The organism is Pseudomonas sp. WAC2 (genome assembly GCF_030403525.1).
Taxonomy (GTDB): domain Bacteria; phylum Pseudomonadota; class Gammaproteobacteria; order Pseudomonadales; family Pseudomonadaceae; genus Chryseomonas; species Chryseomonas luteola.
In genome coordinates this window covers 167,880-192,834 of record NZ_JAUEPD010000004.1, presented here as the reverse complement: position 1 = coordinate 192,834, position 24,955 = coordinate 167,880, and the positions used below count along the sequence as shown (strand labels likewise).

The 24,955-nt window shown below is 53.3% G+C and carries 21 protein-coding genes; 8 read left to right on the top strand and 13 right to left on the bottom strand.

The window, feature by feature from the left end; all coding sequences use genetic code 11:
- The 9 genes from sctR to QWJ10_RS10435 are packed head-to-tail and all read right to left on the bottom strand — an operon-like array spanning window position 1 to window position 8,236.
- Window positions 1–654, bottom strand: coding sequence for a type III secretion system export apparatus subunit SctR (gene sctR / locus QWJ10_RS10475; protein WP_074825803.1), 654 nt, complete (start codon window positions 652–654; stop codon window positions 1–3).
- A complete protein-coding gene (locus QWJ10_RS10470) occupies window positions 651–1,004 on the bottom strand; it encodes a FliM/FliN family flagellar motor switch protein (protein WP_289926167.1) in 354 nt (117 codons plus the stop codon). The genes sctR and QWJ10_RS10470 overlap by 4 nt, the downstream gene beginning before the upstream one ends.
- Complete coding sequence (locus QWJ10_RS10465) at window positions 997–1,710, bottom strand: type III secretion protein (protein ID WP_289926163.1); 714 nt, start codon at window positions 1,708–1,710, stop codon at window positions 997–999. Before QWJ10_RS10465 ends, QWJ10_RS10470 begins: the two co-directional genes overlap by 8 nt.
- A complete protein-coding gene (locus QWJ10_RS10460; protein ID WP_289926161.1) occupies window positions 1,707–2,243 on the bottom strand; it encodes a type III secretion system HrpP C-terminal domain-containing protein in 537 nt (178 codons plus the stop codon). The genes QWJ10_RS10465 and QWJ10_RS10460 overlap by 4 nt, the downstream gene beginning before the upstream one ends.
- Window positions 2,233–2,679 carry a type III secretion protein gene (locus QWJ10_RS10455; protein ID WP_289926159.1) on the bottom strand — a complete coding sequence of 149 codons (447 nt, stop codon included), beginning with the start codon at window positions 2,677–2,679 and terminating at the stop codon, window positions 2,233–2,235. Before QWJ10_RS10455 ends, QWJ10_RS10460 begins: the two co-directional genes overlap by 11 nt.
- Window positions 2,680–2,681: 2 nt before the next feature.
- Window positions 2,682–4,031, bottom strand: coding sequence for a FliI/YscN family ATPase (locus tag QWJ10_RS10450; RefSeq protein WP_289926156.1), 1,350 nt, complete (start codon window positions 4,029–4,031; stop codon window positions 2,682–2,684).
- Window positions 4,028–4,978 (bottom strand): FHA domain-containing protein, encoded by a 951-nt coding sequence (locus tag QWJ10_RS10445; protein ID WP_289926155.1) that lies wholly within the window; start codon window positions 4,976–4,978, stop codon window positions 4,028–4,030. The genes QWJ10_RS10450 and QWJ10_RS10445 overlap by 4 nt, the downstream gene beginning before the upstream one ends.
- Before the next feature lie 16 nt (window positions 4,979–4,994).
- On the bottom strand, window positions 4,995–7,088 hold the full coding sequence (gene sctV / locus QWJ10_RS10440) for a type III secretion system export apparatus subunit SctV (protein ID WP_289926153.1): 2,094 nt from the start codon (window positions 7,086–7,088) through the stop codon (window positions 4,995–4,997).
- Window positions 7,076–8,236 carry a hypothetical protein gene (locus QWJ10_RS10435; RefSeq protein ID WP_289926152.1) on the bottom strand — a complete coding sequence of 387 codons (1,161 nt, stop codon included), beginning with the start codon at window positions 8,234–8,236 and terminating at the stop codon, window positions 7,076–7,078. The genes sctV and QWJ10_RS10435 overlap by 13 nt, the downstream gene beginning before the upstream one ends.
- 258 nt (window positions 8,237–8,494) lie before the next feature.
- Between QWJ10_RS10435 and QWJ10_RS10430 the strand changes: the two genes are divergently transcribed.
- Window positions 8,495–9,028 carry an RNA polymerase sigma factor gene (locus tag QWJ10_RS10430; RefSeq protein ID WP_289926150.1) on the top strand — a complete coding sequence of 178 codons (534 nt, stop codon included), beginning with the start codon at window positions 8,495–8,497 and terminating at the stop codon, window positions 9,026–9,028.
- 244 nt (window positions 9,029–9,272) lie between these two features.
- Here QWJ10_RS10430 and QWJ10_RS10425 read toward each other — a convergent pair whose 3' ends face one another.
- Both QWJ10_RS10425 and QWJ10_RS10420 read right to left on the bottom strand, forming a co-directional pair.
- Window positions 9,273–10,841, bottom strand: coding sequence for a RopAA-2 (locus QWJ10_RS10425; protein WP_289926147.1), 1,569 nt, complete (start codon window positions 10,839–10,841; stop codon window positions 9,273–9,275).
- A gap of 771 nt (window positions 10,842–11,612) precedes the next feature.
- Window positions 11,613–12,503, bottom strand: coding sequence for a LysR substrate-binding domain-containing protein (locus QWJ10_RS10420; protein ID WP_289926145.1), 891 nt, complete (start codon window positions 12,501–12,503; stop codon window positions 11,613–11,615).
- Window positions 12,504–12,658: 155 nt separating this feature from the next.
- Here QWJ10_RS10420 and QWJ10_RS10415 point away from each other — a divergent pair, with 155 nt between their 5' ends.
- The 6 genes from QWJ10_RS10415 (at window position 12,659) to QWJ10_RS10390 (ending at window position 19,191) form a co-directional block, all read left to right on the top strand.
- Window positions 12,659–13,489 (top strand): MaoC family dehydratase N-terminal domain-containing protein, encoded by an 831-nt coding sequence (locus tag QWJ10_RS10415; RefSeq protein WP_289926143.1) that lies wholly within the window; start codon window positions 12,659–12,661, stop codon window positions 13,487–13,489.
- Window positions 13,490–13,538: 49 nt separating this feature from the next.
- Window positions 13,539–14,702, top strand: coding sequence for an acyl-CoA dehydrogenase family protein (locus tag QWJ10_RS10410; protein WP_289926141.1), 1,164 nt, complete (start codon window positions 13,539–13,541; stop codon window positions 14,700–14,702).
- A gap of 10 nt (window positions 14,703–14,712) precedes the next feature.
- Window positions 14,713–16,068, top strand: coding sequence for an MmgE/PrpD family protein (locus tag QWJ10_RS10405; protein WP_289926140.1), 1,356 nt, complete (start codon window positions 14,713–14,715; stop codon window positions 16,066–16,068).
- Window positions 16,068–17,270 (top strand): CaiB/BaiF CoA-transferase family protein, encoded by a 1,203-nt coding sequence (locus QWJ10_RS10400; RefSeq protein WP_289926514.1) that lies wholly within the window; start codon window positions 16,068–16,070, stop codon window positions 17,268–17,270. The genes QWJ10_RS10405 and QWJ10_RS10400 overlap by 1 nt, the downstream gene beginning before the upstream one ends.
- The gene (locus QWJ10_RS10395) at window positions 17,267–18,100 is read left to right on the top strand and encodes a CoA ester lyase (RefSeq protein WP_289926138.1); all 834 of its coding nucleotides are present in this window, start codon (window positions 17,267–17,269) and stop codon (window positions 18,098–18,100) included. Before QWJ10_RS10400 ends, QWJ10_RS10395 begins: the two co-directional genes overlap by 4 nt.
- Window positions 18,101–18,198: 98 nt before the next feature.
- Window positions 18,199–19,191, top strand: coding sequence for a DctP family TRAP transporter solute-binding subunit (locus QWJ10_RS10390; RefSeq protein ID WP_289926136.1), 993 nt, complete (start codon window positions 18,199–18,201; stop codon window positions 19,189–19,191).
- A 213-nt stretch (window positions 19,192–19,404) separates the two neighbouring features.
- Here QWJ10_RS10390 and QWJ10_RS10385 read toward each other — a convergent pair whose 3' ends face one another.
- Both QWJ10_RS10385 and QWJ10_RS10380 read right to left on the bottom strand, forming a co-directional pair.
- On the bottom strand, window positions 19,405–20,544 hold the full coding sequence (locus QWJ10_RS10385; RefSeq protein WP_289926134.1) for a hypothetical protein: 1,140 nt from the start codon (window positions 20,542–20,544) through the stop codon (window positions 19,405–19,407).
- 886 nt (window positions 20,545–21,430) lie between these two features.
- Window positions 21,431–22,618 carry an alpha/beta hydrolase gene (locus tag QWJ10_RS10380; protein ID WP_289926132.1) on the bottom strand — a complete coding sequence of 396 codons (1,188 nt, stop codon included), beginning with the start codon at window positions 22,616–22,618 and terminating at the stop codon, window positions 21,431–21,433.
- A gap of 810 nt (window positions 22,619–23,428) precedes the next feature.
- Here QWJ10_RS10380 and QWJ10_RS10375 point away from each other — a divergent pair.
- Complete coding sequence (locus QWJ10_RS10375; RefSeq protein ID WP_289926130.1) at window positions 23,429–24,742, top strand: MFS transporter; 1,314 nt, start codon at window positions 23,429–23,431, stop codon at window positions 24,740–24,742.
- Window positions 24,743–24,955 lie beyond the last annotated feature (213 nt).

The following is a 24,955-nucleotide window of genomic DNA, read 5'->3' as shown; positions in this document are numbered from 1 at the left end:
TCACATGTAGGAATAAAAGAGACTGTCGAGCAAGCGGGTCCAGCCGTTGACCAGTACAAACAGCAAGAGCTTGAGCGGCAGAGAAATGGTCATGGGAGAAACCATCTGCATGCCCAACGCCAAGAGCAAGTTAGAGACGATCAGATCGATGACGATGAAGGGGAGATAGATAAGAAACCCGATCTGAAACCCTGCCTGAAGCTCGGACAGAACAAACGCCGGGATAGCCAGTAAAAGGTCATTTTTCGTGGCCTGATCAGCCATCTCCTTGGGCCACATCCGTTGGGTATTCTCAAGGAGGTGAGCGGAGACGTCCGGGTCAGTATTGCGTGTCATGAAGCGTTGGAGCGGATCAATCACACCGCTAGCGCTGGCTTGTAGCTTCTCAATGGATGACATGTCCAGTGGCTGGGCCTTGACCCTTTGCTGAATTTCATGTGCCACCGGTGCCATGACAAACATCGTTGCCGCGAGTGCGATTCCATACATGGCCATATTGGGTGGAACCTGCTGTACACCAATAGCATTGCGGGTAATCAGTAGGGTCATGGCAATCTTAAGAAAAGCCGTACAGACAATCAGCAAAAAGGGAATCAGCGACAGCCCACCAAGGAATAGGGCCAGCAGAACGGGGTTCATCCCCTCCATGATCATGAGCGCGACGCCATACGGATAAGTTGCAGACCCAGGCGTCCATCAACATCGACCAACTCACCTTCAGCTACTATATGGTCGCCATGACAAAGGGTAGCGTAGCCGGGAGCGATACCCTGAACTTCCAGCACGGTACCGTGGCCCAGCCGATGCAATTCATCCAGGCTCAACGTGAGGTGCCCGCAGCGTACGGTAAGCGCCAGCGGCAAGTATGCGCTAGGTTGAAGCGCGTTGGTGTCAGCCAGGGGCTCATCCCGGTCTTCATAATGCTCCTGGCCGTAGTCTTCTTGAATAGCAGGGTCTGCTTGCGTGTCCAGTTCTGCTTCTGGGTAATGGTCAATGCTACTCATGAGCGCCGTTGTCCTCGTCAATCAAAGTCAGGAAAAGCTGCTGTTCGTGATGCTCGGCATGTCCAATCCAGCGACGATCCGCCAGCTCCAGGCGACCATAACCTTCACTGTTGAACAGGCAGAGGGAGGGCAGCAGTACGTCGCCGATACGCAGCGAGTCGAGCTGACTGGCAGAAAGCATCACTTGCCCAAGTATCAGGGGAAACGGAATTTGCAAGGTCTCGGGAAGCGCTGCCCGGTGAGAGGTCCAGCCGGGGGTATCGAGCCAACGTAAAAAAGTTTTGGGCGTACCACTGAGGAAGGTATAAAGCGCTTCGTCTCCATGTCTTATGCTCAGACGGCAATGTACAAGCAGCCCTTCAGGTACGTATTCACCCAGAGGACTGATAGGCGCCAGGCCCTGCGCGACCGCTGAACTCAGGTGCTGGCTGATCAGCTGCCAGTACCAGGATTGAAGCTCACCACTAGTGGATACAGGCATCTCGCCAACCAGATTTAACACTGCGCTGGCATCATCCAGGTAAACGGGCCCGGCGGCGGTATTGAACCAGCTTCCCGAGTCGAGCGGCTCATACTGGGAAATGAACTCTAACGCGAGTTCGCCCGTTATGCCGCGGGCACTAAAGTGCAGAGAAACACCGGCCCCCAGGGCTCTTGTGGCAGTGGCGAACTCACTCTGGATGGAACGCAGCGCAAGCATTTTCATGTATACGCCTCTTCTAGCATTGACAGCTCTACTGGGTCACCAAGTGCGTTGGTCAGAGCCGATTCGCAGGCGCGTTGATGAGGTCTTAGCCGACTTAACATTTCACGACGACTAAAACCCAACTCGATCCCCCAATGGTCGTTGTGTCTGGTGACCTTGACTTGAACCTTCCCAAGGTTGGGCATCAATACGGTGACGGCTAGCGGAGCGACTGAATTTCGGGTCAGTTGCTGTACCAATTCATCAATTAGCGCTGCAGGAGCCTCTTCTGTGTGGATAGGCAGCGCCACGCCTGCGCTGCCACCGAGATCCTGCTGTCCGGCATCGCTGCTGACTGGCTGAATGAGCTGAGAGAAAAACAACCCATCTGCATTTAGAACATGGTCTGTCTCATGCTCAGGCCTCAAGCTTCGCAGCCGCTCATTTTCACCTCGGCGGCCGATCAGTAACGGCGTAGAACTCTCCTTGCTAGGCGCACCCACTGGAGAGGAAACCGGCCGGGACGGGACGGGGGGTCGCGCTTCAGTTTTCATCGTGCATGGCCTCCGTCAGGCAGAACAGCTTTTCAACGGCACGCTGAGCATTGCGCGCCTCGTCTTGCGCGTGTTCCAGTGTCTCTTGCTGTTGTTCGACGGCCTGAGTCTGAAGCTGAATGCCCTGGCGGAGCCGTGAGAGGTGATCAAGCATGCTGCGCTCCTGTTCATGCCAGCGATCCACTTCGTTTAACGTATGCCGCTGATTAAGATGCTCCGCCGATAACGCCTGACGTTGTTCACGCTGCTGGGCTTGTTCGGTCGTAAAGCTGCTACGCAATTCGCTCAGGTGATCACGGCTATTCTGTAGGTCTTTTTCAGCCTGCAGGCGCAAGCGTTCGGCTTTGGCTTGTCGATGTTGGCGCAAGGGGGCCAAAATACGAATCACCTCCTCTAGTGCAGCGCGTTGTGGGTCGATCTCCGGCTCGTCGTCCATGATTACTCCGGCAGCTGCTCAGTGATTTGCAGTAGACCTGCAAGGGTCTCGTTCAAAGGCACAGGCTCGCGCAAGTCTTGCTGTAAAAAGCTATTGATCGTTCCGTGCAATCTCACCGCGCAATCGGTAACCGGATCACTCCCGGGTTGGTACTCGCCCAGACGCAGCAACATTTCAACCTGCCGGTATGCGGCCAGGAGCTGGCGCAACCGGTTGTTGGCCTGCTGATGCTCACGGTCGGTGACATTGGTCAGGATTCGGCTGATGCTGGCCTGAACGTCGATGGCTGGATAATGCCCTCGCTCGGCCAGTTTGCGAGACAGCACGATATGGCCATCCAGTAGTGACCTGACCTCATCCGCAACAGGATCATTCATAGAGTCCTGCTCGATGAGTACCGTGTACAGCGCAGTGATAGAGCCCACCTCGCTCATCCCGGCACGCTCTACGAGCTTGGGAAGCAAGGTGTACACCGAGGGTGGTAAGCCACCACGGCCTAATGGCTCGCCAGAGGCAATGCCGATTTCGCGCTGAGCACGGGCGAATCGGGTCAAGGAATCGATGAGCAACAATACTTTCAGCCCTCTGGCGCGATAAGCCTCGGCAATAGCCGTGGCAGTAAAGGCGGCGCGGGCGCGTTCCATGCTCGAGCGATCCGAGGTGGCACAGACCAGTACCGAGCGCTGCCGTAGGTCATCGTCCAATTCGTGGTCGAGAAACTCGCGCAGTTCCCGACCTCGTTCTCCAATCAGGCCAAAGACGATGACATCGCAGGCCATATTGCGCGCCAGCTCCGCGAGCAATGTCGTCTTGCCACAGCCGGCGCCAGCAAATAAGCCAACTCGCTGACCTTCCCCTAGCAGTATGGCGCTGTCGATTGCGCGCACGCCTGTAGGCAAGGCGTTGGTAATGCGTGGTCGCTGGGTCGGGGGCAGGGCGTCAGCAATGACCGGTAGCGTCTGGCGATTATCATGAGGCCCTGCAAAGGCTCCTCTGTGGCCCTCTAACAAAGGGCGACCGAAGCCATCGAGGACGCTGCCCAGCAATTGCTCGTCGACACCTATTCGATGGGCCATACCCAACGGCCAGATGGGAGCTCCAACCTGAATACCCTCTGGTGAGCCCAACGCGCTAAGCAGGGTCCGGTCATCGGTAAAGCCGACAATTTCAGCCAGAATCGCGCTGCCGTCTGCTTTGCTTACCTCGCACAGATCACCTACCTTGGCTGCAGGAATCTGACATTCCAATAGAATTCCGCTCACGGCACTCACCCAGCCGCTCACACGCACGGCAGAGTAACAGGCAAGCCGCGACGTTTGGCTGGATACCCAGCCCTGTAAAGCACTATTCACCAGACCACCTCGTAGCGCCGCTCCCCCTGGAACTCCAGTCGGCCATCGTCAATCCGGGTCAGCCGAATGCCATCGAGCTCATCGCCCACGTACAAACGCTTTCCTTCTGCCGTCACGATATGGGCGTGGGGGCCCGACATGATCTGGACAATAGCGAAGGGAAGGGAAGCGCCGCCTACCGATACCTCGTCGACCAGCGCTGCCTTGGTTTCATAACGGTCTTTGAAACGTTGCAACATCCGCGCGTAGACCAGATGGGCTTCCTGCTCAAGGCTGCCACGCAGCACTAATCCGTCAGGTGTCGACTCGATTGCGATGTCAGTTAGCAACCGATCACTTAGCATCGTCTTGAGCTTTGACATGGCCTCCTCATTACTCAATTGAAGGCGCTGAGGTGCGGCATGTGAAGACGTAGCTTGAGCAGAGCTGTTCTGCTTAATCGCTTGGTTATCGGCCACGGCAGATGCCGGACCACTGGAGGAAATACTCCAGGCGCTTCCTACCACACCCAGTAAAATACCCAGGGCTATGGTGGTCATACGGTTGAACAGAAACGTTTTAGGTTTTGAACTGGATCCGTTTGACGTTGGCTCTGTAGGCTGGTTACTGGTTTGCGAGCGGCCAGAATCTGGAATAGAAGTTGCCACAACGGGCCAGGCATCCTGTGCGGCGGAAATGGTCAGCCAAACCGAGCCTATGACAAAGAGTCGATTAGGATAAAGAGCGTCCGGTGATAGGGGATGGCCCTCCTCATCAAGTACCACACCTTCTTCAGCGTTCAGAACCCATCGCTCGCCTTCTCGTTTCAGGCAGCCATGTCTTTGCTCGACCCCAGCGTCATGCAGCGCGAGATCAAGCTCATCGTTCGCACCGATCAGCCATTGCTCACCTATCAGGGGGAGGGCGGCTCCCTGGTGAAGGCCATTCAGCACACGCAACTCGAACATATCTGCTCTCCTTGGTTCAGGCAGCGTAATCGTTATCCATGGCCGCGGTATCGTCTTCGAGTTCGAAGCGACCCATGACCTTTACCTGAGCGGTGGTTCCGATTTCCGCGAATGACATGACAGGCACGTGGTAGAACTCCTCCTGTAACAACGTCCGTAACGGGCTTCGCAGGTCCTGAGCCACCAGCAGAACAGCCTGTTCGCGTACTCGAAGGGGGAACGCGAGGTGAAGTTGCTGCACCAGTAACTGACTGGTCTCATTGCTCAAAACAAAAAAGGTTTCGGTTTGGGTCTGGCGCAGGCCATCTCTCAAAATGCCTTCGCTTTCAGGCGTCAACAGCCAGACCAGCAGGCCTTCCGCACCGGCATATTGGTGGTAGAGCTGAGATTTCAGGGCGATCCTGACGTAGTCCGTCAGGGCTGTAGGCTCACGCTCGTACTGCCCGTATTCGATCAGCGTTTCGGCAATCACGCGAATAGAACGCAATGGCACGCATTCGGATGCCAGACGCTGAAGGACCGCAGCGAAACGTGCCAGCGGCACTGCCCGCTGCATCTCCTGAGCCAGCTCCGGCTGTTCCGACTCCAACCAGCCCAGGATGGCCTTGGCCTCTTGTAGGCCAATAAACTGAGGCCCGCACGCCTGTAATGCACGCTCCATGCGTTCTACAATAAGCGTGCTGGCCGTGACTCTCTCAACCTCCTCATGTTGCAGGTCAGGCGTATCAGCCGGCAGCCAGACCCATTCGGCCTCCTGTCGATCCGTACTGCCTTGAACTGCCTGTTGAGGCGCCTGATCAAAGAGACGCGCCTCTACTGCCACATGGCTATGTGTAAAAGTGGCCCTCAGAACGGGCACTTCATAAACGGTAAACCTGAACTCATCAGGTGCCAGCAGAGGCGATAGCTCAATGATGAACGAGGGTAGGGTCAGCCCATAATGCACTACGAGCCGGTTACGTCGCTGGCGAATTTCACTCACCAGGGACTCGATCAGGGCAACATCCTGCGCGGGATGGAACTGCAGGACAAACTGGCGACTCGGCAAGAACGTACGCAGGTCTTCGTTACCGTTCAGCTCCGGTGCTAGCGCTTCAGACTGATCCTGGGCAACCGGACGGGCCCGCCTCAGTTGCAGGAAGCCGCCACAGCCGCAAACGATGGCGATAACAATGAATACGGTCGTAGGCATGCCGGGAAGCGCGGCGAACCCAAGCATTGCTACAGAGGCAATGACCCATGCTTTGGGTTGGCTGGTAATCTGCTCTGCAATTTCACGACCGATATTGCTCTGGGCTCCTGGATCACCGTTGGGTACACGCGTAATGACGATCCCGCAAGTGACCGAAATCAGTAGTGCCGGTATTTGCGCAATCAGTCCGTCACCGATGGTCAGTACCGTGTACAGCTGCAGCGCATCACCGGCTGTCATGCCATGTTGTACTACCCCGATCGCGATCCCCCCAATCATGTTGATGGCGACGATGATCAGGCTTGCGATAGCATCGCCGTTCACGAACTTCATCGCACCGTCCATGGCACCGAACAGCTGGCTTTCCTTACCTAGCTCGGCCCGGCGGTTACGGGCTTCCTGAACAGTGATCAGGTTGGCTCGTAGGTCACTGTCAATGGACATCTGCTTGCCTGGCATCGCATCCAGAGTAAAGCGGGCACCCACTTCAGCCACCCGCTCCGATCCTTTGGTGATCACCAGAAAGTTTACGACGGTAAGAATGAGGAAAATCACCATGCCCACCGCAAGGTTACCGCCTACCACAAATTGTCCGAACGCCTCCACGATATGACCGGCATCCTGATTCAGCAGGATCAGGCGGGTGGTCGAGATCGAGAGGGCCAGGCGGAACATCGTTGTAAGCAGTAATACGGCAGGAAAAGTGGAGAACGCCAAGGGGCGCGGCAAGTGCATGGCCAGCATGATCAGTAGGCAGGAAATACAAATATTGATTGCGATCAGGACGTCTACCAATACCGTAGGCATTGGGGTAATCATCATGAATACGATGGCTATGACAACAAAGGCACCGACTACCTCTGAGCGGCGCATCGCGGCCAGAGCGATAGCATTCAGAACATTAATCAAAGGTTCCATACGATATCGGTCTCCTGGGCGCGTTGTTGCTCTTCATCGGTCAGTTTCGTACTGAGAATAAGAAGGTTCTCCTTGACGTTATGGAAGTCACTCTTGTTACGCCAGAATAGAAACGAGAGTCGCTGAGTCAGGATACGCATCAGCTCATTGAGAAAGGACAGTTGGTGTTTGAGCTGCTCACCGCCAATAAGCTGTACCAGGGTTAGTGTCTGCTCAGGCTCCATGAGCTTGTTCATCAACGTGAGGAGATGCCTGAGCAGGGCAATCGCTTCAACCTGAATCTGCGGATTTTTTTCGCGCATACGACCCAGTACATGTTCACACTCATGTAGCAGGGCGGCTACATGCTTTGCGATGGTGAGATTGCTTATCAGGGGGCGTGCCTGATGAAGCGCATGAGTTGAGGCTGCGTTTGCAATGTCCTCAGCCATCTCGGAGCGTATTTCACTGAGCGATAATTCGTATTGACCTTGCTCTCGCAGCTCATTCAGGAGCGCGTCCACCAGAGCGATGACATTAAGAGGGCCATTAGCCGTTACGCTATGGAGTGTCCGGGATCGGGTACGCCGCTGCGTCTCGGCACGAAAGCGACCGCGTGCTTTTGTCAGAGCACTGGTAGAGGGCCGAGCCGGTTTGCCATATTCCTTATACAAGAGCTTGAACTGACGTCTGAACAGGAGCTGTTCGCTATCTTCACCTTCGTTCCTGGCCTGTCTTGCGGCCACTCGCAACATCTGGTGAGCCAGGACGGCATTGCCACCACAGCTTTCAAGAATATGCTTGAGCGTCTCCTTCGAGTTCTGCAGTTGGCGATCTTTGAGCTGCTTTCGCAACGACTGCGCCGCCTCGCCCAGTGCTTTATCCAGCCCCTTGAGGTAGGTGGCGTGTAGCTGTTGAGCAGACAATTGGAGTCTATATGCCTGTGACTGCAGGCCCGTAGACAACGCACTCTGATCGCGTCGGCTTGCTGTCTGACCCTCCTGGGCCAGCGCAGCGTCTTCTTTGGCCAGTGCATGCGTACCTTTCTCGTCGGATGAAGCAACACCCGGGCGTGTCTGAGTAGGTCCGGAATGAGGAGCATGCGGCGGTGTCTGCACCTCGGGGTGCACATGAGAAGGGGTAGGCAGAATCGGCTGGGCAATTTTCATGGCGTACTTCTGGGTAGAGTCATGGGCCATGAGTGGTATGCCGAAAGGAACAGTTCCAACGTTACAGAAGAGGTTCTTCTGCATGCTGGCGTTGTGCAATATTTCGCAATGCCTAGCGGTGAGTTATGCAAGAAGTTGCGTTAGGTGATAATTTTAAAATTTAAAAAATATAAATAAATCAGTAGCTTAAAGAGAATTCTTCGCGTGGCACGGGTATCGCAATAGAGAACTTGCCAAATCCAATGGAAGGTAAGTCCAATGCATACAAGAACCTCCACCGTCCCTTGCGCATCTACCGGTATTCGCCAGCTTTCAAGTGATCAGATCCAGATGCTGAGAGCCTTTATTCAGAAGCGGGTTATGAATCAGGACGATGTCGACGATATTCTTCAATGCACTTTTCTCGAGGCCCTGCGTAGTGAACACAAGTTCCAGGGAACCAGTAAGCCGCAAACCTGGCTTTGCGGTATTGCATTGAATCTTATCCGTAACCATTTCCGTCGGCTTTACAAGCAGCCTTATCAAGAGAGCTGGGAGGACCATTTGCATTCTGAAGTTGGACAGGGGAGCGATATCGGTCATCAGGTAGACGGACATCGCCAACTGGTCAGAGTCGTCCATGCGATCGACCGATTGCCTATCAATATGCAACGTGTAATCAAAGTTAGTCTGGAAATGGATGGTAATTATCAAGACACCGCCTTGTCGCTGGGGGTGCCAATCGGTACGGTTCGGTCGCGGTTATCCAGAGCGCGAGAACAACTAAAACGGCACGTTGAGTCAGCCACCTGATCTAGATGTGGTAACGCTGTAAGACGCTTCTATATTGATATGCCAGATTAGAAGAGGCTGAAACTGTTGTACCGTTTCGCTCATTCAGAAGTGTTACCCTTTAAGGCCCTAACACGACCCTGAAAAATGAGCGCAGGCAGATACTGTTGTACGAAAGTATCCAGCCTGCGCTCAAACTCCATGCGCTACTCATGACCGCTAGCGGCGCTCAGCGAACCACCGGGTGGCGAACCACCGAGTTGTGTCACACCATGTCCTCTGTCCTCGGAGGAGCAGGTGGTGCCAACGTCGAGGTAGCTACTGGTGCTGGGGTGGATGTTGCGGCAGTTGGTAAGGGGGAATTCATCAGGTTTGCATATCTCTGACTTAAGCCACGTTGACCACGATGATAGAGATCTTGAGACCTTTGAACTCCACTAGAGAATGTACTGACTGTCGAGTTGCCTATTCCGACAGCCTTGTCCTTCGTATATGCCGCTCCGTCGACTATACCTCTCGCTACGGAATTAATAGCGCCTTCCACGCCTTTGGCCACATGTGCGTCCGTTGCCTCAACCGCTTTTTTAGACTCTGACTCCCCCAGGCTTGCGCCTGCTGCCCATAAGCCAAACGCAACTGCGCCTAGGATATTTTTTACCGCCTCGGCAGCAGCGGCTACTTTGCCATCGCTAAGACCATGCTCTGTAGCCAGCGTCCTTGTTGCCGTCGTAGCGCCTCCCATGGCAGCAAATCCGCCGGCCAGGCTCATGTTGCCTACGATACTTGTGGGGGAGAACACGGTTTTGACGGCATTACCGGATACAATCGATTTGATTGCCGAGGCGGTACCTGCGCCGAGCCGTGCAGGAACCATTTTCAACAGCGCAGTAGAATCCAGGTTCCTCAGTACAATAAATTCATCTAACCATTCGTGCTCCTCGGCAATCGGCGTTGGTGCTTGGCCTTCCGGGACGGTATCGCGGCGGCCATAGAGCATGGCGGGACCTAGCAGGCTGCGGCTTTTATCACGGCTAAGGTTATAATGCTCGATAGCCATGCCTACGATAACGGCAGTGATTGGCCGCATATAAGCTTCAAGGGCTGCAGCCAGCTCTTGTTTCCCTTGGCTCTCTAGACCTACGCGAATCGGATACAGAGCGGCATTGCGAATGGCAAACCCGACTAGCCATTTGTTGCATTCATCCATGGCATTGCCGAATGAGTTTTTGTCATGTTTCTCGCGCTTCTTTGACAGCGATGCTTGAAACGATCCGTGCAATTTCTCATCTGGTGGTTTTTGATAATACTCAGGCTTTAATCCAGACAGCATATCGTTAACACTTGCATCCGCAGCTCCGGCGTACCAGGAGGCCAAGGCATTTTGGAGGGCCGCCTCGCCTTCGGGCGTATCTCGACGGTTAAAAACCTCAAGCATGGATGGCCAGGTATTGGTCGCCATCGTGACGGCGGCAAATGGAGATCCCCCAATACCAGACTTGAAAGTGGCAAAGATTCTATCGGCGATATTTGCGTTTCTTTCAACTATGTCCATATCGCTTACGGTATAGCCTGCGTTAAATAATCGTTGAGCCCGATCATCTCGAATAGCATACAGTTCATCGTTATGCCCCTGTGCTGTGGCAGCGGCGGTCTGCTGAACGTCAGGGACGTTGCGGCGATAGGGAAGGAAATGGGCATCAAGCCTGTCATATATTTCCTGATGGAAGCGATCCATATTCCGAGCGCTTCGTGCAGAACCAACAGGTGTAGTGAGTTCGATCTCATCGGCATGGTGAATAATTTGGTGCGTCGTGGCGATACGCTGAGTATCCATAGGGGAAGTATCCTCATCGTGATCGGCAGGTTTTAATAGGGGTGAATCGGGTGGTCTTATAGAAACTCCCGCCAATCGCTGCCACCGCTATTGTGTCTCGATCCGGATACTTTAAGCGGTAGCACCCTGCGACCTTAGTGAACGCTGCGCCTTAAGTGTTCCATAACTTTGAAGATACTTTTAGATGAGCTAAGTGGTGGGAAGAGGTGATTTCCAAACCTGGGAAGAGACCTGTAAAGGGGTAAAGCTACTGATCTCGGCGACTCCCTAAGTCGTATGCCGAACACAACTGACCAATACAAGTTAAGTGCAAGAAGGAGCTTGCATTCCAGCGGTCACAAAAAGGCTCATCTGTTTTACGCCTCTAAGGAATTCTCTGGATGGCAGAGATCTCTAGCAAGCTGCCCAAGTTGGTGGGTATCAGAAAAGGCATACATGTATGCACCCACTATCAGCGTGACACGCCCTCACTAATGTAAAGAGGGACCATACGAAAGCTTTCTAAAAGCTATTACTAGAGCGGTAGCTGCACACATCCAAGACGGCAACACCGTATTGCTCGGAGGAAAAGCCGTAGCCTTGGGATAGGCGGCCCTAAGGTTGGTGTCAGCCATGAGCTACCCGTTTGCCTATCCCTTATCTAAAAAAGGGGAGCCGCGTCTTGTCTTTTATGGGGTTCGTTCAAAGAACAACATATACCTGGAACCATTAGGCTAGACGCCAAAACAGAACACCGGCTCAAACCGAGTACTGCAGGGTTTCTAATGCGCGTCAGAAGCCACTCTGGGTCATGGCTGCAATAAGAGCGCGTATACACCCAGGCAATGCATCCAGTTGCCGAATTAGAATGCTGCGCTCGCGTATGGCCCAGGGCTCATCCAATGGGATAATCGTAAGATTCATCGTGCGACTATGACGCAATGCAGCCGACTCGGGGATAACGCCGATTCCAACTCCTGCCTCCACCATCCGGCAGATTGATTCAAAGCTTGAGAGCTGAATGCGCCAGAGCAGATTTACACCTAGCTTCTCGGCCTGTTCACGCATGAAGGCCTGTAGTGTACTGCCTTCATGTAAACCGACATGATGAAAACCCAAGGTTTGACGAAGTGTAAGCGAGGTATACTGGGACAGCTCGTGGTCCTTAGGTGATACAAGCACTAGCTTATCCGTACTGAAATGTAAAACTTCCAATCCAGTAGCCGTTACCGGCCCGGCAATGATCCCCATATCACTTGAGCCATCCAGAACACCTCGTACGATATCGCGGGAAAGCCTCTCTTGCAGATCAATGGTTACGCCCGGTCTTTGCGCCAGAAAACCGGCCAGCACTTCCGGTAGGAACTCGGTGACGGCTGTGGTGTTAGCAAAGATCCTGATATGACCCGCCGAGTCTGTACCGTACTCGGTGAATTCAGCTTTTAGATAGCCGACCTGACGCATGATCAGGCGCGCATGCTTGAGCAGCCGCTGCCCTGCCTCAGTAAGCTCTACGCCTTTGCTGTCCCTGTAGAATAAGTGACTGTTGAGTTGAGCTTCTAACGCCTTGATTCGCATGCTGGCGGCTGCAGGCGAAATAAAGGCCTTACGGGCACCCTGGGTCAGGCTGGGCGCTTCGGCAATATGGATAAACAGGCGCAAATCAGTAAGATCAAAGTGCATATCTTTCTACTCATGTGGCGGAACGGGAGACCCTAGTAGCGCTGCTGTCATGAAGCGTTCATCCTGCCTTAACGCAGGGTTCTGTAAAAGTAGATTCCCAGAACGGCAGACCTCCTCCGATGATGACCTCATAGTCGGAGCGGGAGAGAGTTGCCATGGGCGATCTAGATTTAAACCGATGGGTAGGCAGGGTAGAAGAGACCTGTGACCAGCTCAGCTCTAACCTTCTCAAGCGAATCGCCGCGACTTTTGGCGAAGAAACTCCTGCTCATGGTGAGGCCCTCCCGCTTCTCTGGCAGTGGTGCTTTTTCCAGGAACCGCTTCCTGAGCCAGCCCTGGGAAAAGACGGCCATCCCGCACGAGGTGGATTTCTCCCTCCTGCCGATAATCGCAATCGAATGTGGGCGGGCGGACGGCTAGAGTTTCGTGAGCCACTTAGGGTAGGCGGTGAGGCGTCCCGAATTTCCACGATCAAGCAAATAGAGGAGAAGGCAGGGCGTACTGGCAAATTGTTGTTTGTGACCGTGCAACATAAGTACGTTCAGAACGGCCAGGTATGTATTTGCGAGGAACAGGACATTGTGTATCGCGAACCAAATCCTCCAAAGGCAGGTGGCTCCGAGCCGTCACCCAAGGGACAGTGGGGCGAGACGGTTACCCCTACACCAACCCTACTCTTTCGTTATTCAGCAGTAACCTTTAACGGTCATCGAATTCACTATGATCATCCCTATGCTACCGAGACGGAAGGCTACGCAGGCCTGGTGGTTCACGGCCCCTTGATAGCCACCCTCACATTGCGCGCCTTTGCTCGAGCCCATCCCGAGGCGCGTATTCGCCGCTTTGCTTACCGGGGGGTGAGGCCGTTGGTTTCGCCATCTCCTCTTGAGTTGACAGGTTGCATTCAGACTGCCGGCAAGGCGCAGCTCTGGGCAGGTAATGAACAAGGCGTAGTCCAACAGGCCGAGGTCGAATTCGACGACTGAGTTGATTGGGCATGCAAACACACCCGTCCCATTAGAACAAGGTGAGGTCATGAACCCGAACCGAAATGAAGAACTCAATGCCATTCGCGAGGGCGTTCGCACGCTATGTGCTAAGTTCGACGCTGCGTACTGGCGCAGAATCGACGCGGAAAAGGGGTTTCCCGAGGCCTTTGTCAGAACCCTGACGGAGGCTGGCTGGCTGGCAGCGATGATTCCAGTTGAATACGGGGGCTCTGGCCTTGGGCTTTCAGAGGCTTCTGTGATTCTTGAGGAGGTCAATCACTGCGGTGGTAACTCCGGGACTGTACATGGGCAGATGTACAACATGTTTACCTTGCTTAAGCATGGCAGTGAAGAGCAAAAGCAACGATACCTGCCCAAGCTTGCCAGTGGTGAGCTGCGCCTTCAGTCCATGGGCGTGACCGAGCCCACTACAGGTACGGATACCACCAAGATCAAGACCACCGCCGTCAGGCGGGGCGATAAATATGTGATCAATGGCCAGAAGGTCTGGATCTCCCGCATCCAGCACTCGGATCTCATGATCCTGCTGGCACGTACCACCGCGTTGGCTGACGTCACGAAGAAGTCAGAAGGGATGTCCATTTTCATCGTTGACCTGCGAGAGGCCATTGGCAGAGGCCTGACTGTCCGGCCAATTCCCAACATGGTTAACCATGAGACCAACGAGCTGTTTTTCGACAATCTTGAGATACCCGCTGAAAACCTTATCGGCGAGGAGGGCAAGGGGTTCAGGTACATCCTTGATGGGCTCAACGCCGAACGTACATTTATTGCTGCGGAATGCATTGGTGATGGTCGCTGGTTTATCGAGAAAGCATGCGCTTACGCCCGGGATCGGGTGGTATTTGGCCGGCCTATCGGCCAAAACCAGGGTGTGCAGTTTCCTATTGCAGAGGCGCATATCGAAATCGAAGCAGCCGACCTGATGCGCTGGCGTGCCTGCAAGCAATATGACCGCGGCCTTAATGCCGGTGCAAGCGCCAATATGGCCAAATATCTGGCAGCCAAGGCTTCCTGGGAGGCAGCCAATGCCTGCCTGCAAACCCATGGCGGTTTCGGGTTTGCCTCTGAGTACGATATAGAGCGTAAATTTCGCGAGACACGGCTCTATCAGGTTGCACCTATCTCGACAAACCTCATTCTTTCCTACGTAGCCGAGCACTTGCTTGAGCTACCGCGTAGTTTTTGAGGAACTGACCATGAGCCATACCCAAGCACTGGCCAGTTTTCTTGCCGACCTTGCCTATGAGCACATTCCTGAGCCAGTCCTTGAGCGCACCGAGGAGTTACTGCTGGACTGGCTGGGTTCCGCCCTGGCAAGCCAGGGGGCTCACCCGATTCCGCTGTTTGAGCGATATGCTGAAATGATGGGCCCAGGCGAAGGAGCAGCGAGAATACTGGTTAACGGTAAGGGCACATCGGCTTATTTTGCCGCTCTGGTCAACGCCGCGTCTTCCCATCTGGTGGAGCAGGACGACTTGCACAACAGCTCGGTACTGCATCCTGCTACCGTCGTGTTTCCGGCCGCACTGGCAGCTGCCCAAGAGGGTGGATATACGGGGCGTGAACTGCTGCTGGCGTCGATTGCTGGGTATGAGGCCGGTATTCGGATCGGAGAATTCCTGGGTCGTTCGCATTATAGGATTTTTCACACTACTGCAACGGTAGGCACCTTGGCTGCAGCCATTGCGGTAGGCAAGCTGTTTAGGTTCGATCAGGAGCAGTTCCTCCACCTGCTCGGTAATGCTGGCACACAGGCAGCCGGTTTGTGGGAATTCTTGCGGGACGCTGCCGATTCCAAGCAGCTTCATACGGCCAAGGCGGCCGCTGATGGGCTACTGGCTGCCTATATGACCCGCGAAGGCCTGACGGGGGCGCGTAACATTCTTGAGGGGCCACAAGGTCTGGCAGCCGGAATGTCTACGGATGCCAGCCCAGCCAGGCTGTCAGACCGGCTCGGCAGCCGTTGGGCTATTGCAGAAACTTCCTTCAAGTTCCACGCCTCTTGCCGTCATACGCATCCTGCCGCGGATGCCCTGCTGGCGTTAATGCAGCGCGAAAGCCTTGCTCATAACCACATATCCGGGGTGGTAGCACATGTTCATCAGGGGGCTATCGATGTCCTGGGACGTGTCGTAAGACCGCAAACAGTGCACCAGGCGAAATTCCATATGGGTACGGTATTAGGGTTGATTGCCGTGCATGGCAAGGCCGGACTTACCGAGTTTCACTCCTATGCCCTGGCAGACCCCGCCGTAAAAGCCTTTGGTGAAAAGGTAGACATGGTTTTAAGCCCCGAGGTCGACGATGCCTATCCTGCGCGTTGGTTGGGAAGGGTAACGGTTAGCACGACCGATGGGCGCGTCTTGCACGCGGCTGTCGATGATCCCAAGGGGGATCCCGGCAATACGCTTTCACGTCCAGAGCTTGAGGAGAAGTTTCGTCGCCTGGTCAGGTTCTCTGGCGCACGGACGCCAGATCAGGCGGAGGCTTTGATCCAGGCCGTATGGTCGATACGCGACCGCTCCGATCTCTCTGTGCTGACGAGGTACTGATCATGGCTACCAACCAAGAGCGTCCCCTGGATGGCGTTACTGTGGTGAGTCTGGAGCACGCCATCGCAGCCCCCTTCTGCACCCGGCAACTCGCGGACATGGGCGCACGCGTAATAAAGGTCGAGCGGCCCGGTGTAGGAGATTTTGCCCGCGGCTATGACACCCGTACTAATGGTCTTGCCTCGCACTTTGTATGGACCAATCGCTCCAAGGAGAGCTTGAGTCTTGACCTCAAGGCGGAGGGCGCAAGTCAGGTGCTCGAGGCTCTACTGGCAAGGGCAGACATACTGGTACAAAACCTTGCGCCAGGCGCAGCGGCGCGTGCTGGATTAAGTTTTGAGGCGCTGCATGAGCAATATCCACGGCTCATCGTGTGCGATATCTCTGGCTATGGCGCCGGCGGGCCTTATGAGAGCAAGAAGGCCTATGATCTTTTGATCCAGGGCGAAGGCGGCTTTCTGTCGGTAACAGGCGGACCTGGAGAGGACGAAATTGCCAAGGCAGGCTGTTCCATCGCTGATATCGCGGCTGGCATGTATGCGTTCAGCGGGATTCTCTCGGCGCTGCTGCTCCGTGGGCGTACAGGCAAAGGCAGCCAGGTGGATGTCAGCATGCTGGAAAGTCTCGTGGAGTGGATGGGGTACCCCATGTACTACGCGTACAAGGGCGCCGAACCACCGCCACGCGCGGGCGCGTCTCACTCCACCATTTACCCCTATGGCCCTTTTCCCTGCGCAGACGGTGGGACCGTTATGCTGGGTCTACAAAACGAGCGAGAATGGGCGGCGTTTTGTGAAAAGGTACTGCGCCAGCCAGAGCTTCAGGCCGACGAGCGATTTTCCGCCAACTACCGGCGCACAGCCAATCGGCAATCGCTACGAGACATTATTGTTGGGACCTTTGCACAGCTTAGTGCTGAGCAGATTCTTGAGCGCCTGGAAGATGCGCAGATTGCCAATGCCAAGGTTAATGACATGCATGGTGTATGGGCTCACCCACAGTTGCGTGCACGCCATCGCTGGGTGGAGGTAGACAGCCCCAGAGGGAAACTGCCTGCACTATTGCCTCCTGCTACCAACAGCGCATTCACCGCACGTATGGATCCCATACCGGCCCTGGGAGAGCACAGCGAGGCGATTCTTGCCGAACTTGGCTTCACGAGCCAGGCCATCGACCAGCTCAAGCAGGCAGGGACACTATGAATCCCTTCTCGACAGGTCCGGTAAGAAGCGCCCTGTTTGTTCCTGGCAGCCGTCCTGAGCGCTATAGCAAGGCCTTGGCAGCGGGTGCAGATTGCGTAATCGTCGATTTCGAGGATGCGGTAGAGGAGCACCACAAGGTCCAGGCTCGCCACAACCTGGAAATATTTCTGCTCGAAAACCAGGACGTCAGGATAGCGGTGCGCATCAATGCACCGGGTCATATTGAACAGGAAGCGGATATCAGGTTTTGCTCTGCTCACGCTGCAGTGGCAGCAATTGTTCTTCCCAAGACCGAAAGCGCAGCCCAGGTCCAGGCACTGGCCACCACCGGTAAACCCGTCTGGCCCCTTATTGAGACTGCCCGTGGCCTTCTGGCGCTCCCTGAAATTGCCGCAAGCGCAGGCGTTGAACGATTGACGTTTGGTGCTCTGGACCTGGCCGTTGATCTGGGGTTAAGGGAGGCGGGGAAAGGCATGGAAAAGGTGTTTGATCAGGTCCGTTACTCGCTGCTGGTTCATTCAGTAGGCAGGGCGCTGGCGCCTCCGTTGGATACGGTATTTGCTGATATTGGCAATACCGAGGGGCTTGCGAGTGCTGCAATAAACGCCCGGGACATGGGGTTTGGCGGTTTGCTGTGTATCCATCCCACCCAGGTGGACACTGTGCATCAGATATTTCAGCCCAGTGCCGATGAGATCGAATGGGCAAGACGGGTAATGGAAGCGGCGCGTTCCGGCGAAGGCGCCATACGCCTGGAGGGCAAGATGATTGATGCGCCTGTAATCAAGAAAGCTCGACGTCTGCTTCAAGGCCTCCGACAGGCAGATTAGCGTTCAACTCTCCAATGCGCCTGGCGACAAGCAGATTCTCCTGAAAAAAGGCCGTTCGCATTCTGCGGACCTATGACAACAACAAAAGGAAAATGGCTATGCTCACATTTACCCGGGTACTTCTCTGCGCCACTCTGCTTGCAACGGCTGGTCTGGCTCAGGCCGCCGAGCCCATCACGATCAAGTTTGCCCACGTAGTTGCTGACAATACGCCGAAGGGACAGGGCGCCTTGCTGTTCAAGAAGCTGGCCGAGGAGCGTCTGGCCGGCAAGGTACGAGTGGATGTTTATCCGAATTCCTCCCTGTTTGGCGATGGCAAGGAGATGGAGGCGTTACTGCTGGGGGACGTACAGATGCTTGCGCCGTCGCTTGCCAAGTTCGAGCAATACAACAAGAAGATCCAGATCTACGACTTACCTTTTCTGTTCGACAATTTGGAGGCTGTCGATCACTTCCAGGCCGGAAAGGGGAAGGAGTTGCTTTTAGCGATGCAGGACAAGAATATCCTGGGGCTAGCCTATTGGCATAATGGACTTAAGCAGCTCTCGGCCAATAAGAAGATGGTTGAACCTAAAGATGCGCGTGGCCTTAAATTTCGTGTGCAGGCCTCCAGTGTGCTTGAAGAGCAATTCAAGGTGTTGCGCGCCAACCCCCGAAAGATGAGCTTTGCCGAGGTGTATCAGGGACTTCAGACCGGTGTGGTCAATGGCACTGAAAACACCTGGTCCAACTATGAGAGCCAAAAGGTCAATGAGGTCCAGCCATTCTTTACAGAATCAAACCATGGTTTGATCGACTACATGGTCATCACCAACACCTCATTTTGGAAGGGGCTGACGCCGGAGGTGCGCAATGAGCTGGAAAAGATTGTGGCTGAAGTTACGCTTGAGGTAAACCGGCAGGCCGAAGCGTTAAACCAGAGTGCCAAGCAGAAAATCATCGACTCCAAAACCAGCCAGGTGGTCTCATTAACGCGTGAGCAGCGCGAAAAATGGCGTGAAACCATGAAGCCGGTCTGGAAGAAGTTTGAAGGCGAAATTGGTACAGACCTGATTGATGCTGCCCAGGCCTCAAACGAACAGGCTCAATAACCCTGACGCATGTCCGGCTCTGCCGGACGGTGTCCTTCTAACTGAGCGCTTACACCGGTAGGCTAGAGGGCAGTTCTCAAAATACTTAGAAGCAGGTGCATAAAGGCCATAACAGCAGCTGCCATGAGTGGCGACAAGTGCCCCGCTAGTAAAATACGAGCGCCTGAACGGCAATGATCCATTAATTCGCTAGGATTTAGGCAGCAAGTGACCTTATTGGTTAACAGATGCAAGATTGCTTGAACCTACCTGTGTTAGGGTCAGGCTGTTTATATTGCCTCTTTGGGTGATCGTCGCGGAGTGCTGCCCACCGGTTTGAATTGCTTGCATGATATTGCTGTTGCCCTGGCTTACACTCGCAAGGGACATATCAGTGCCATCCTGACGTGCATCAAGTCTATTATCGTTACCGGCCTGAATGATGGTTATGTCATTCGAAGCGCCTTCTTGTGAAGAGGCAATTACATTGGCGTCTCCTTGCTGAATTGTAAAAGCACTGTCCGGATCAGCTCCAAACTTATTATCACTTCCGTTCTGATAGATAACCGCGTCATTGGAAGTGCCGGCTTGCCTAGCATAGATAGAGTTATCAGTATCCACCTGGGTAGCAGTCAAGGTGTTCTGACTGCCATCATTCTGATCAGTTGAAACATAATTTCGGGCTCCCGTCTGATAGACAGACCCAAGCGAATCAACCGTATTAACCTGACGGATATCAGCTTCGTTCTCATCTCCTTCCTGGAAGGACACGGTTATGGATGAAGCAGACTGATCTTGATAGGTACTTGTTCGATTCTCGTTACCACTTTGCCAGATATTATTGGCACTTGAAGCACTGCTGAAGTTTTCTACCGTGCCGCTATTGGAGTAGCCTCCCTGATTTAAAACAACGCCAGAACCGTCAGAGTTAAATTGATAAAGAAATGCATAGTTGTTGTTGCCTAACTGATCCGCCCACAAGGCAACAGATTGGTTTTGCGGAAGGCTAAATCCAAGCTCGTTTCCATGGCCTACCTGATAGGCCGTAGCGCTCACTGACACACTGTTCCACTGCTCCATAATCACCCGGTTGTCGTCCCCCTCCTGATAGGTGACAACCTTTTGGTCTGCTCCCTGGGTGAGGTGCACGACCACATCGTTACCCTTACCTAGCTGGCCCGTTCCGTTATAGGAGCCATCACTCTGAATACTTATAGCCGCCTGGTTGCCGTTGCCACTCTGATTGGCTGAAGCAAAGTTATTAAAACCTTCCTGAGTCATCTCAAGGGTATTTAACTTACCGCTTTGCTCAATTTCAGATGTGTTGACAGAGGCGTAGCTCATCGCCGTCATCATTAAAAGCGGTACAACCAAAAAACTTTTCCTTACCATATACATAAGCCTCAACAATAAGAAATCAATTTTGGAGTCCAGTAGAGACTAGCCAATCTCCGATAGACGAACAGAGCAGAGCGTAAAGATTTGTTACTGCAAGCTGATTTCAATCTCCGTATGGGTTCAATGCTGCGTTTCTGCATAGATCGCGGTTGTCACCGGACCTGGTATCACAGCAGCGCTTCCTACATCGCAAGCCAGTAGGCGAGCAGATCAAAAGGGAGCAAGGGGACAGTAGATAACCGGAGCGGTGATAGCACAGCTTCTGCTGTCATGGAGACCGATGGCCTGCCTTGGAGCACCGACCCTGTGGCTGTATGGAGCATCATTGTGCTGGACTTTGCCGTTCAGGCTGTACATTCACAAACCAGAGCATCATCCTGGCGGGATCGAACGCCACGAGCTGCCTGATTGGTGGCTATAAGGTTTTTTATTCCCTGGGGCAGCATGCTGGGTGCGGTCAGCTTTACCGCCGTCACAAATACCTATCCAGCCCGGGAGATGAAATAAAACCTCGTCACTTCTTGCAGCTATTCTGGTTACCCCCATGTATGAGGATTTAATGCCTCGGTGATCAGGCAACTAGATCTCGGCAATGTCTGACCCGGCCAGACTTATCTTCATGTGCAAAACCCTAATAATACGGCTCAGCTGGTCATACTAAAGACACCACTATCCGCTTAGCAGCCCAGATCAGGGCCTTGCTAAGTATTTACTTCACTCACAAACCACAACAATAGCCTCCATGAGTTTCCATGCTCCAACTGTATGGATGGAAAGTTTCCAAAAGTAAGGGCTGTATCATGTATTCGGGTTCTTCAACAATGCCTTTATTAGTAACTTAACTAAGAAAGTCCTTGGTTGACTAAGGTTTCTGCTCTAACGAACCCTCAGGCTTAAGCCAAGAAATTGCGTTATGGTTTAACCATGTTTGAGCAATAGAGGAGCGCTTAACAGTTGCATCTAGGAAGGCCGTCGTGACGGCACGCAGAAAGGCAGCCTGCCTTGGGTTAAAACACGCCTCATCATTCTGGCCATGTCCAAAGCGCGGTGGCTCTCCCATCTCGCCACCGGGGCCCCTTCTGCCACCTCCTGGCCCACCCATGCTGCCTGAAGGGTCGCCCATGCCACCAACTGGTCGTCTTTCTCGTGGAGAGCTTTCTTTATTTTTTCGACTGGCTGTCACGGGAAATACAGAACCGCTGAATCCCGCATGCTCTGCTGTGCTAAGAGTCAACTGGTAGCTGCCTGATGTCTGGATATTCTGCCAAAGTTTTAAACGTTGCCCAGCCGTGCGGACCCAATTAAAGGGATCCTCATCTAATGGCCCAGTAGCGGTCAGTACGGGTACTCGTATAGAGGTAAAGCGTATCGGATCAGTGCCATCCTTTACATACGGACTAAGTAGGATTGCAGCCACAGGCTTGAGTTGAAGGACAGGCAGTGGTTGCTCTGAGATATGTTCACCCGCTAGCGCTGCTGCGGTTTGTGCACCTATATCGTAGCCAGCCACGATAACCTGGTCCCAGTTGATGCCTGGCTGTTGCGCTTTTAATCTCTGACGAGCCTCGTTAAAAGCCTGACTGATCAAACTTACTCGGGTCACCAACTCGCTGTCGGCATAGTAACGTTGGGCAAGGCTGCGGAAGCTACCGGCCTGGGCTTCACGACTGGAATAGATCTCACGACCCAAGGTGGTTGGTTGCAGACTTATAACTGCGTAGCCAGCTTGAGCCCAGGCCTCTCGCCATAAACGGCCCGACTCGCTATTTTCGCCCAGACCAGGCAGATAGATAATAACGGGTGCGCCTTGCGCTGAAGCCGGTAACAGCCAGGAGACGTCTATGGATTGCTGATCGATAATCCAGCGCTCATGCCAACCTGATACAGGTTTCAATTCTTCCGGTGAATAGCCGGTTTTCTGTAATAGCTGTACAGACGATGCCAGGTCTGATTTTCCCTTGGGGCCATGCTCTGATGAACAGGCAGTCAATAGGGTAGTTATGAGCGTAAGCCCAATACAGGATAATGTAAGCCCACGTAATTTCATCATGTTGTCTTTCAGGTGATACCAGTTAGGCAACCATGATGCCAAACGCCGTCCGGCATCGACGTCAGCTAAGCGTAACGTTACAGTAAAGACGGCGTTACAACCCTTAGTGCAAGATCATCCTAAATGGATGCTTGGGCGCTAGTACACTCTGAAAGTAGCTTTATGTAGGAATAGTTTTCCAACCTTTACCGTCTCGTTGGTACATCTTTACCTCCAAACAAGCATATTGGTCGCCGCTGGCAGGCTCCCTCTCTTGCTAGTACTGCTTTTAGCAATGAGCAAGTCTTCATTCCCAATAGCGTCGTCGCTAGCAACTCCAGAAATGATAGTGGCTATTGGGGATGATTTTATTTCACTGACCCATTAGCACCCGTTGTCGGTTTATCAGGTGCTACGACCACCTCTGTTACAGGCTTCCTTTCATATAGTCAGAAGCGTGTTAGCCACAGCCGATAAGACACCTTGATGTATCGTCTGAAATACCTGAGCTTATGGGACAATTGACCTATATAGCTCGCACAATATGCTCATTGGTACTCACAATGAGGATTGATGCCGACTCAACACGCTTACAAGCCAGCCGCCACTGGTAAAGTCATAAAGGCTTGGACAATGCTTATTTATAGGCGATCCCGAGACACCACATAACTGATATGCATCACTCTACAAATCGATTGTATTAGTCACAGTTTACCGATCGTGTTTGGATCCAAGAGATGCATGACGGTAGCCATCGTTTTCAGGTCATTGCCTAGCTCGGCCGCCAAGAGTGCCAGATACCGATAAATATCATAAATATAAAGGTGACTTATGCGGCTTGGCTGGTACTCCCATCTGGACAAACGGGAAAAACGAACCTATTGGGCTTGTTTCGGTGGCTTTACCCTCGACTCGATGGACTCGACTATTTATGCCCTAGTCATGCCTGTTCTACTGACAGTATTGGGCATGAGCAAATCAGACGCAGGAATTCTCAGTTCTGTTGCATTGATAGGTAGCGCATTAGGAGGCTGGTCAGCAGGTGTGTTAGCCGATCGTTATGGCCGCATTAGAGTCATGCAATGGACAGTTGTCTGGGTAGCAACCTTCACCTTTCTAGCGGCTTTTTGCTCAAGCTTTTGGGAGTTTCTCCCTGTACGTTTTCTTCAGGGGGTCGGTTATGGCGGGGAAGCCGTAGTAGGGGCAGTTCTTATAAGTGAGGCGATTAAGCCTGCCCTACGCGGGCGGGTAGCTGCCTCTATCCAAAGCGGCTATGCAATAGGGTATGCCATCTCACTTGGGGCTATGCCAGTAGTCTTTTATCTATTTCCAGAAGACGTCGCTTGGCGCGCCTTCTTTGCCATTGGGTTATTACCTGCATTACTAGTATGGTTTATCCGTCGCTTGGTGCCTGAATCGGATACCTTTAACAAAGCGCGGGCTCGAGATAAAAAAGTCGATATTCGAGTTATTTTTGGAGCTAGGCACCGTCGAGTAACATTTATCAGTACAGTCTTAGCAAGTGGCATCTTTGGCGGGGCCTATATCATGATTACATGGTTACCCACCTACATGCGTACGGTCTTGAATCTACCAATAGCTTCAACTTCTGGGTATTTAGCTGTAAATATTATTGGATCGCTTGTTGGTCCTTTTATTTATGGCCTGATTAGTGACAGAGTCGGTCGCGGCAAAACCTTTATGTTGTTCCTAATATGCCAGGCACTAGTCGTGTCCATTTATATGTTTGCAAACGTGAGCATGACAATTATTCTAGGATTAGGTCTGCTTCTCGGAGCCTTTCAAGGTGGGTTGGCTTCAGGACTCCCTCTTACATTTTCAGAATTATATCCTACGAGTATTCGGGCCAACGGCGCAGGGTTCTGTACCAGCTTCGGACGTGGTTTCGGTTCGATCATGCCTGCCGCTGTCGGTTTTGCAGCAGCGCATATAGGACTGGAAACCGCTATGGGAGCATTTGCCATTGGTTCATATACCGTTGGTTTCATTGCAGCCTTATGTCTCCCAAATGCTACCGGTGTAGATTTGGGCGCAGTTGACGCAGCTCATGAAATCGATACATTGGCAAACAAGGAAGTAAACCCTGTACAGCCAGCCGACAGGCCAATTCATACGGCTCAATGAATGGTATGGCGATAGGCAAAGTATCCCTTGAGTCTAGGCCACATTAATAACACAGGCTCACCTTATGCTTTTACTGATCCATGCGTCTTATAGAAGTTGATAACGTAGGGTTTGTCGCTTTCCAAAGCTCAGATATCAGGCCCAGAATTTCTCAACCACAAGCGTGCTATTGATTAATGGTCTTCCTGCCGCCTGAACTTGATGCCCAAGATA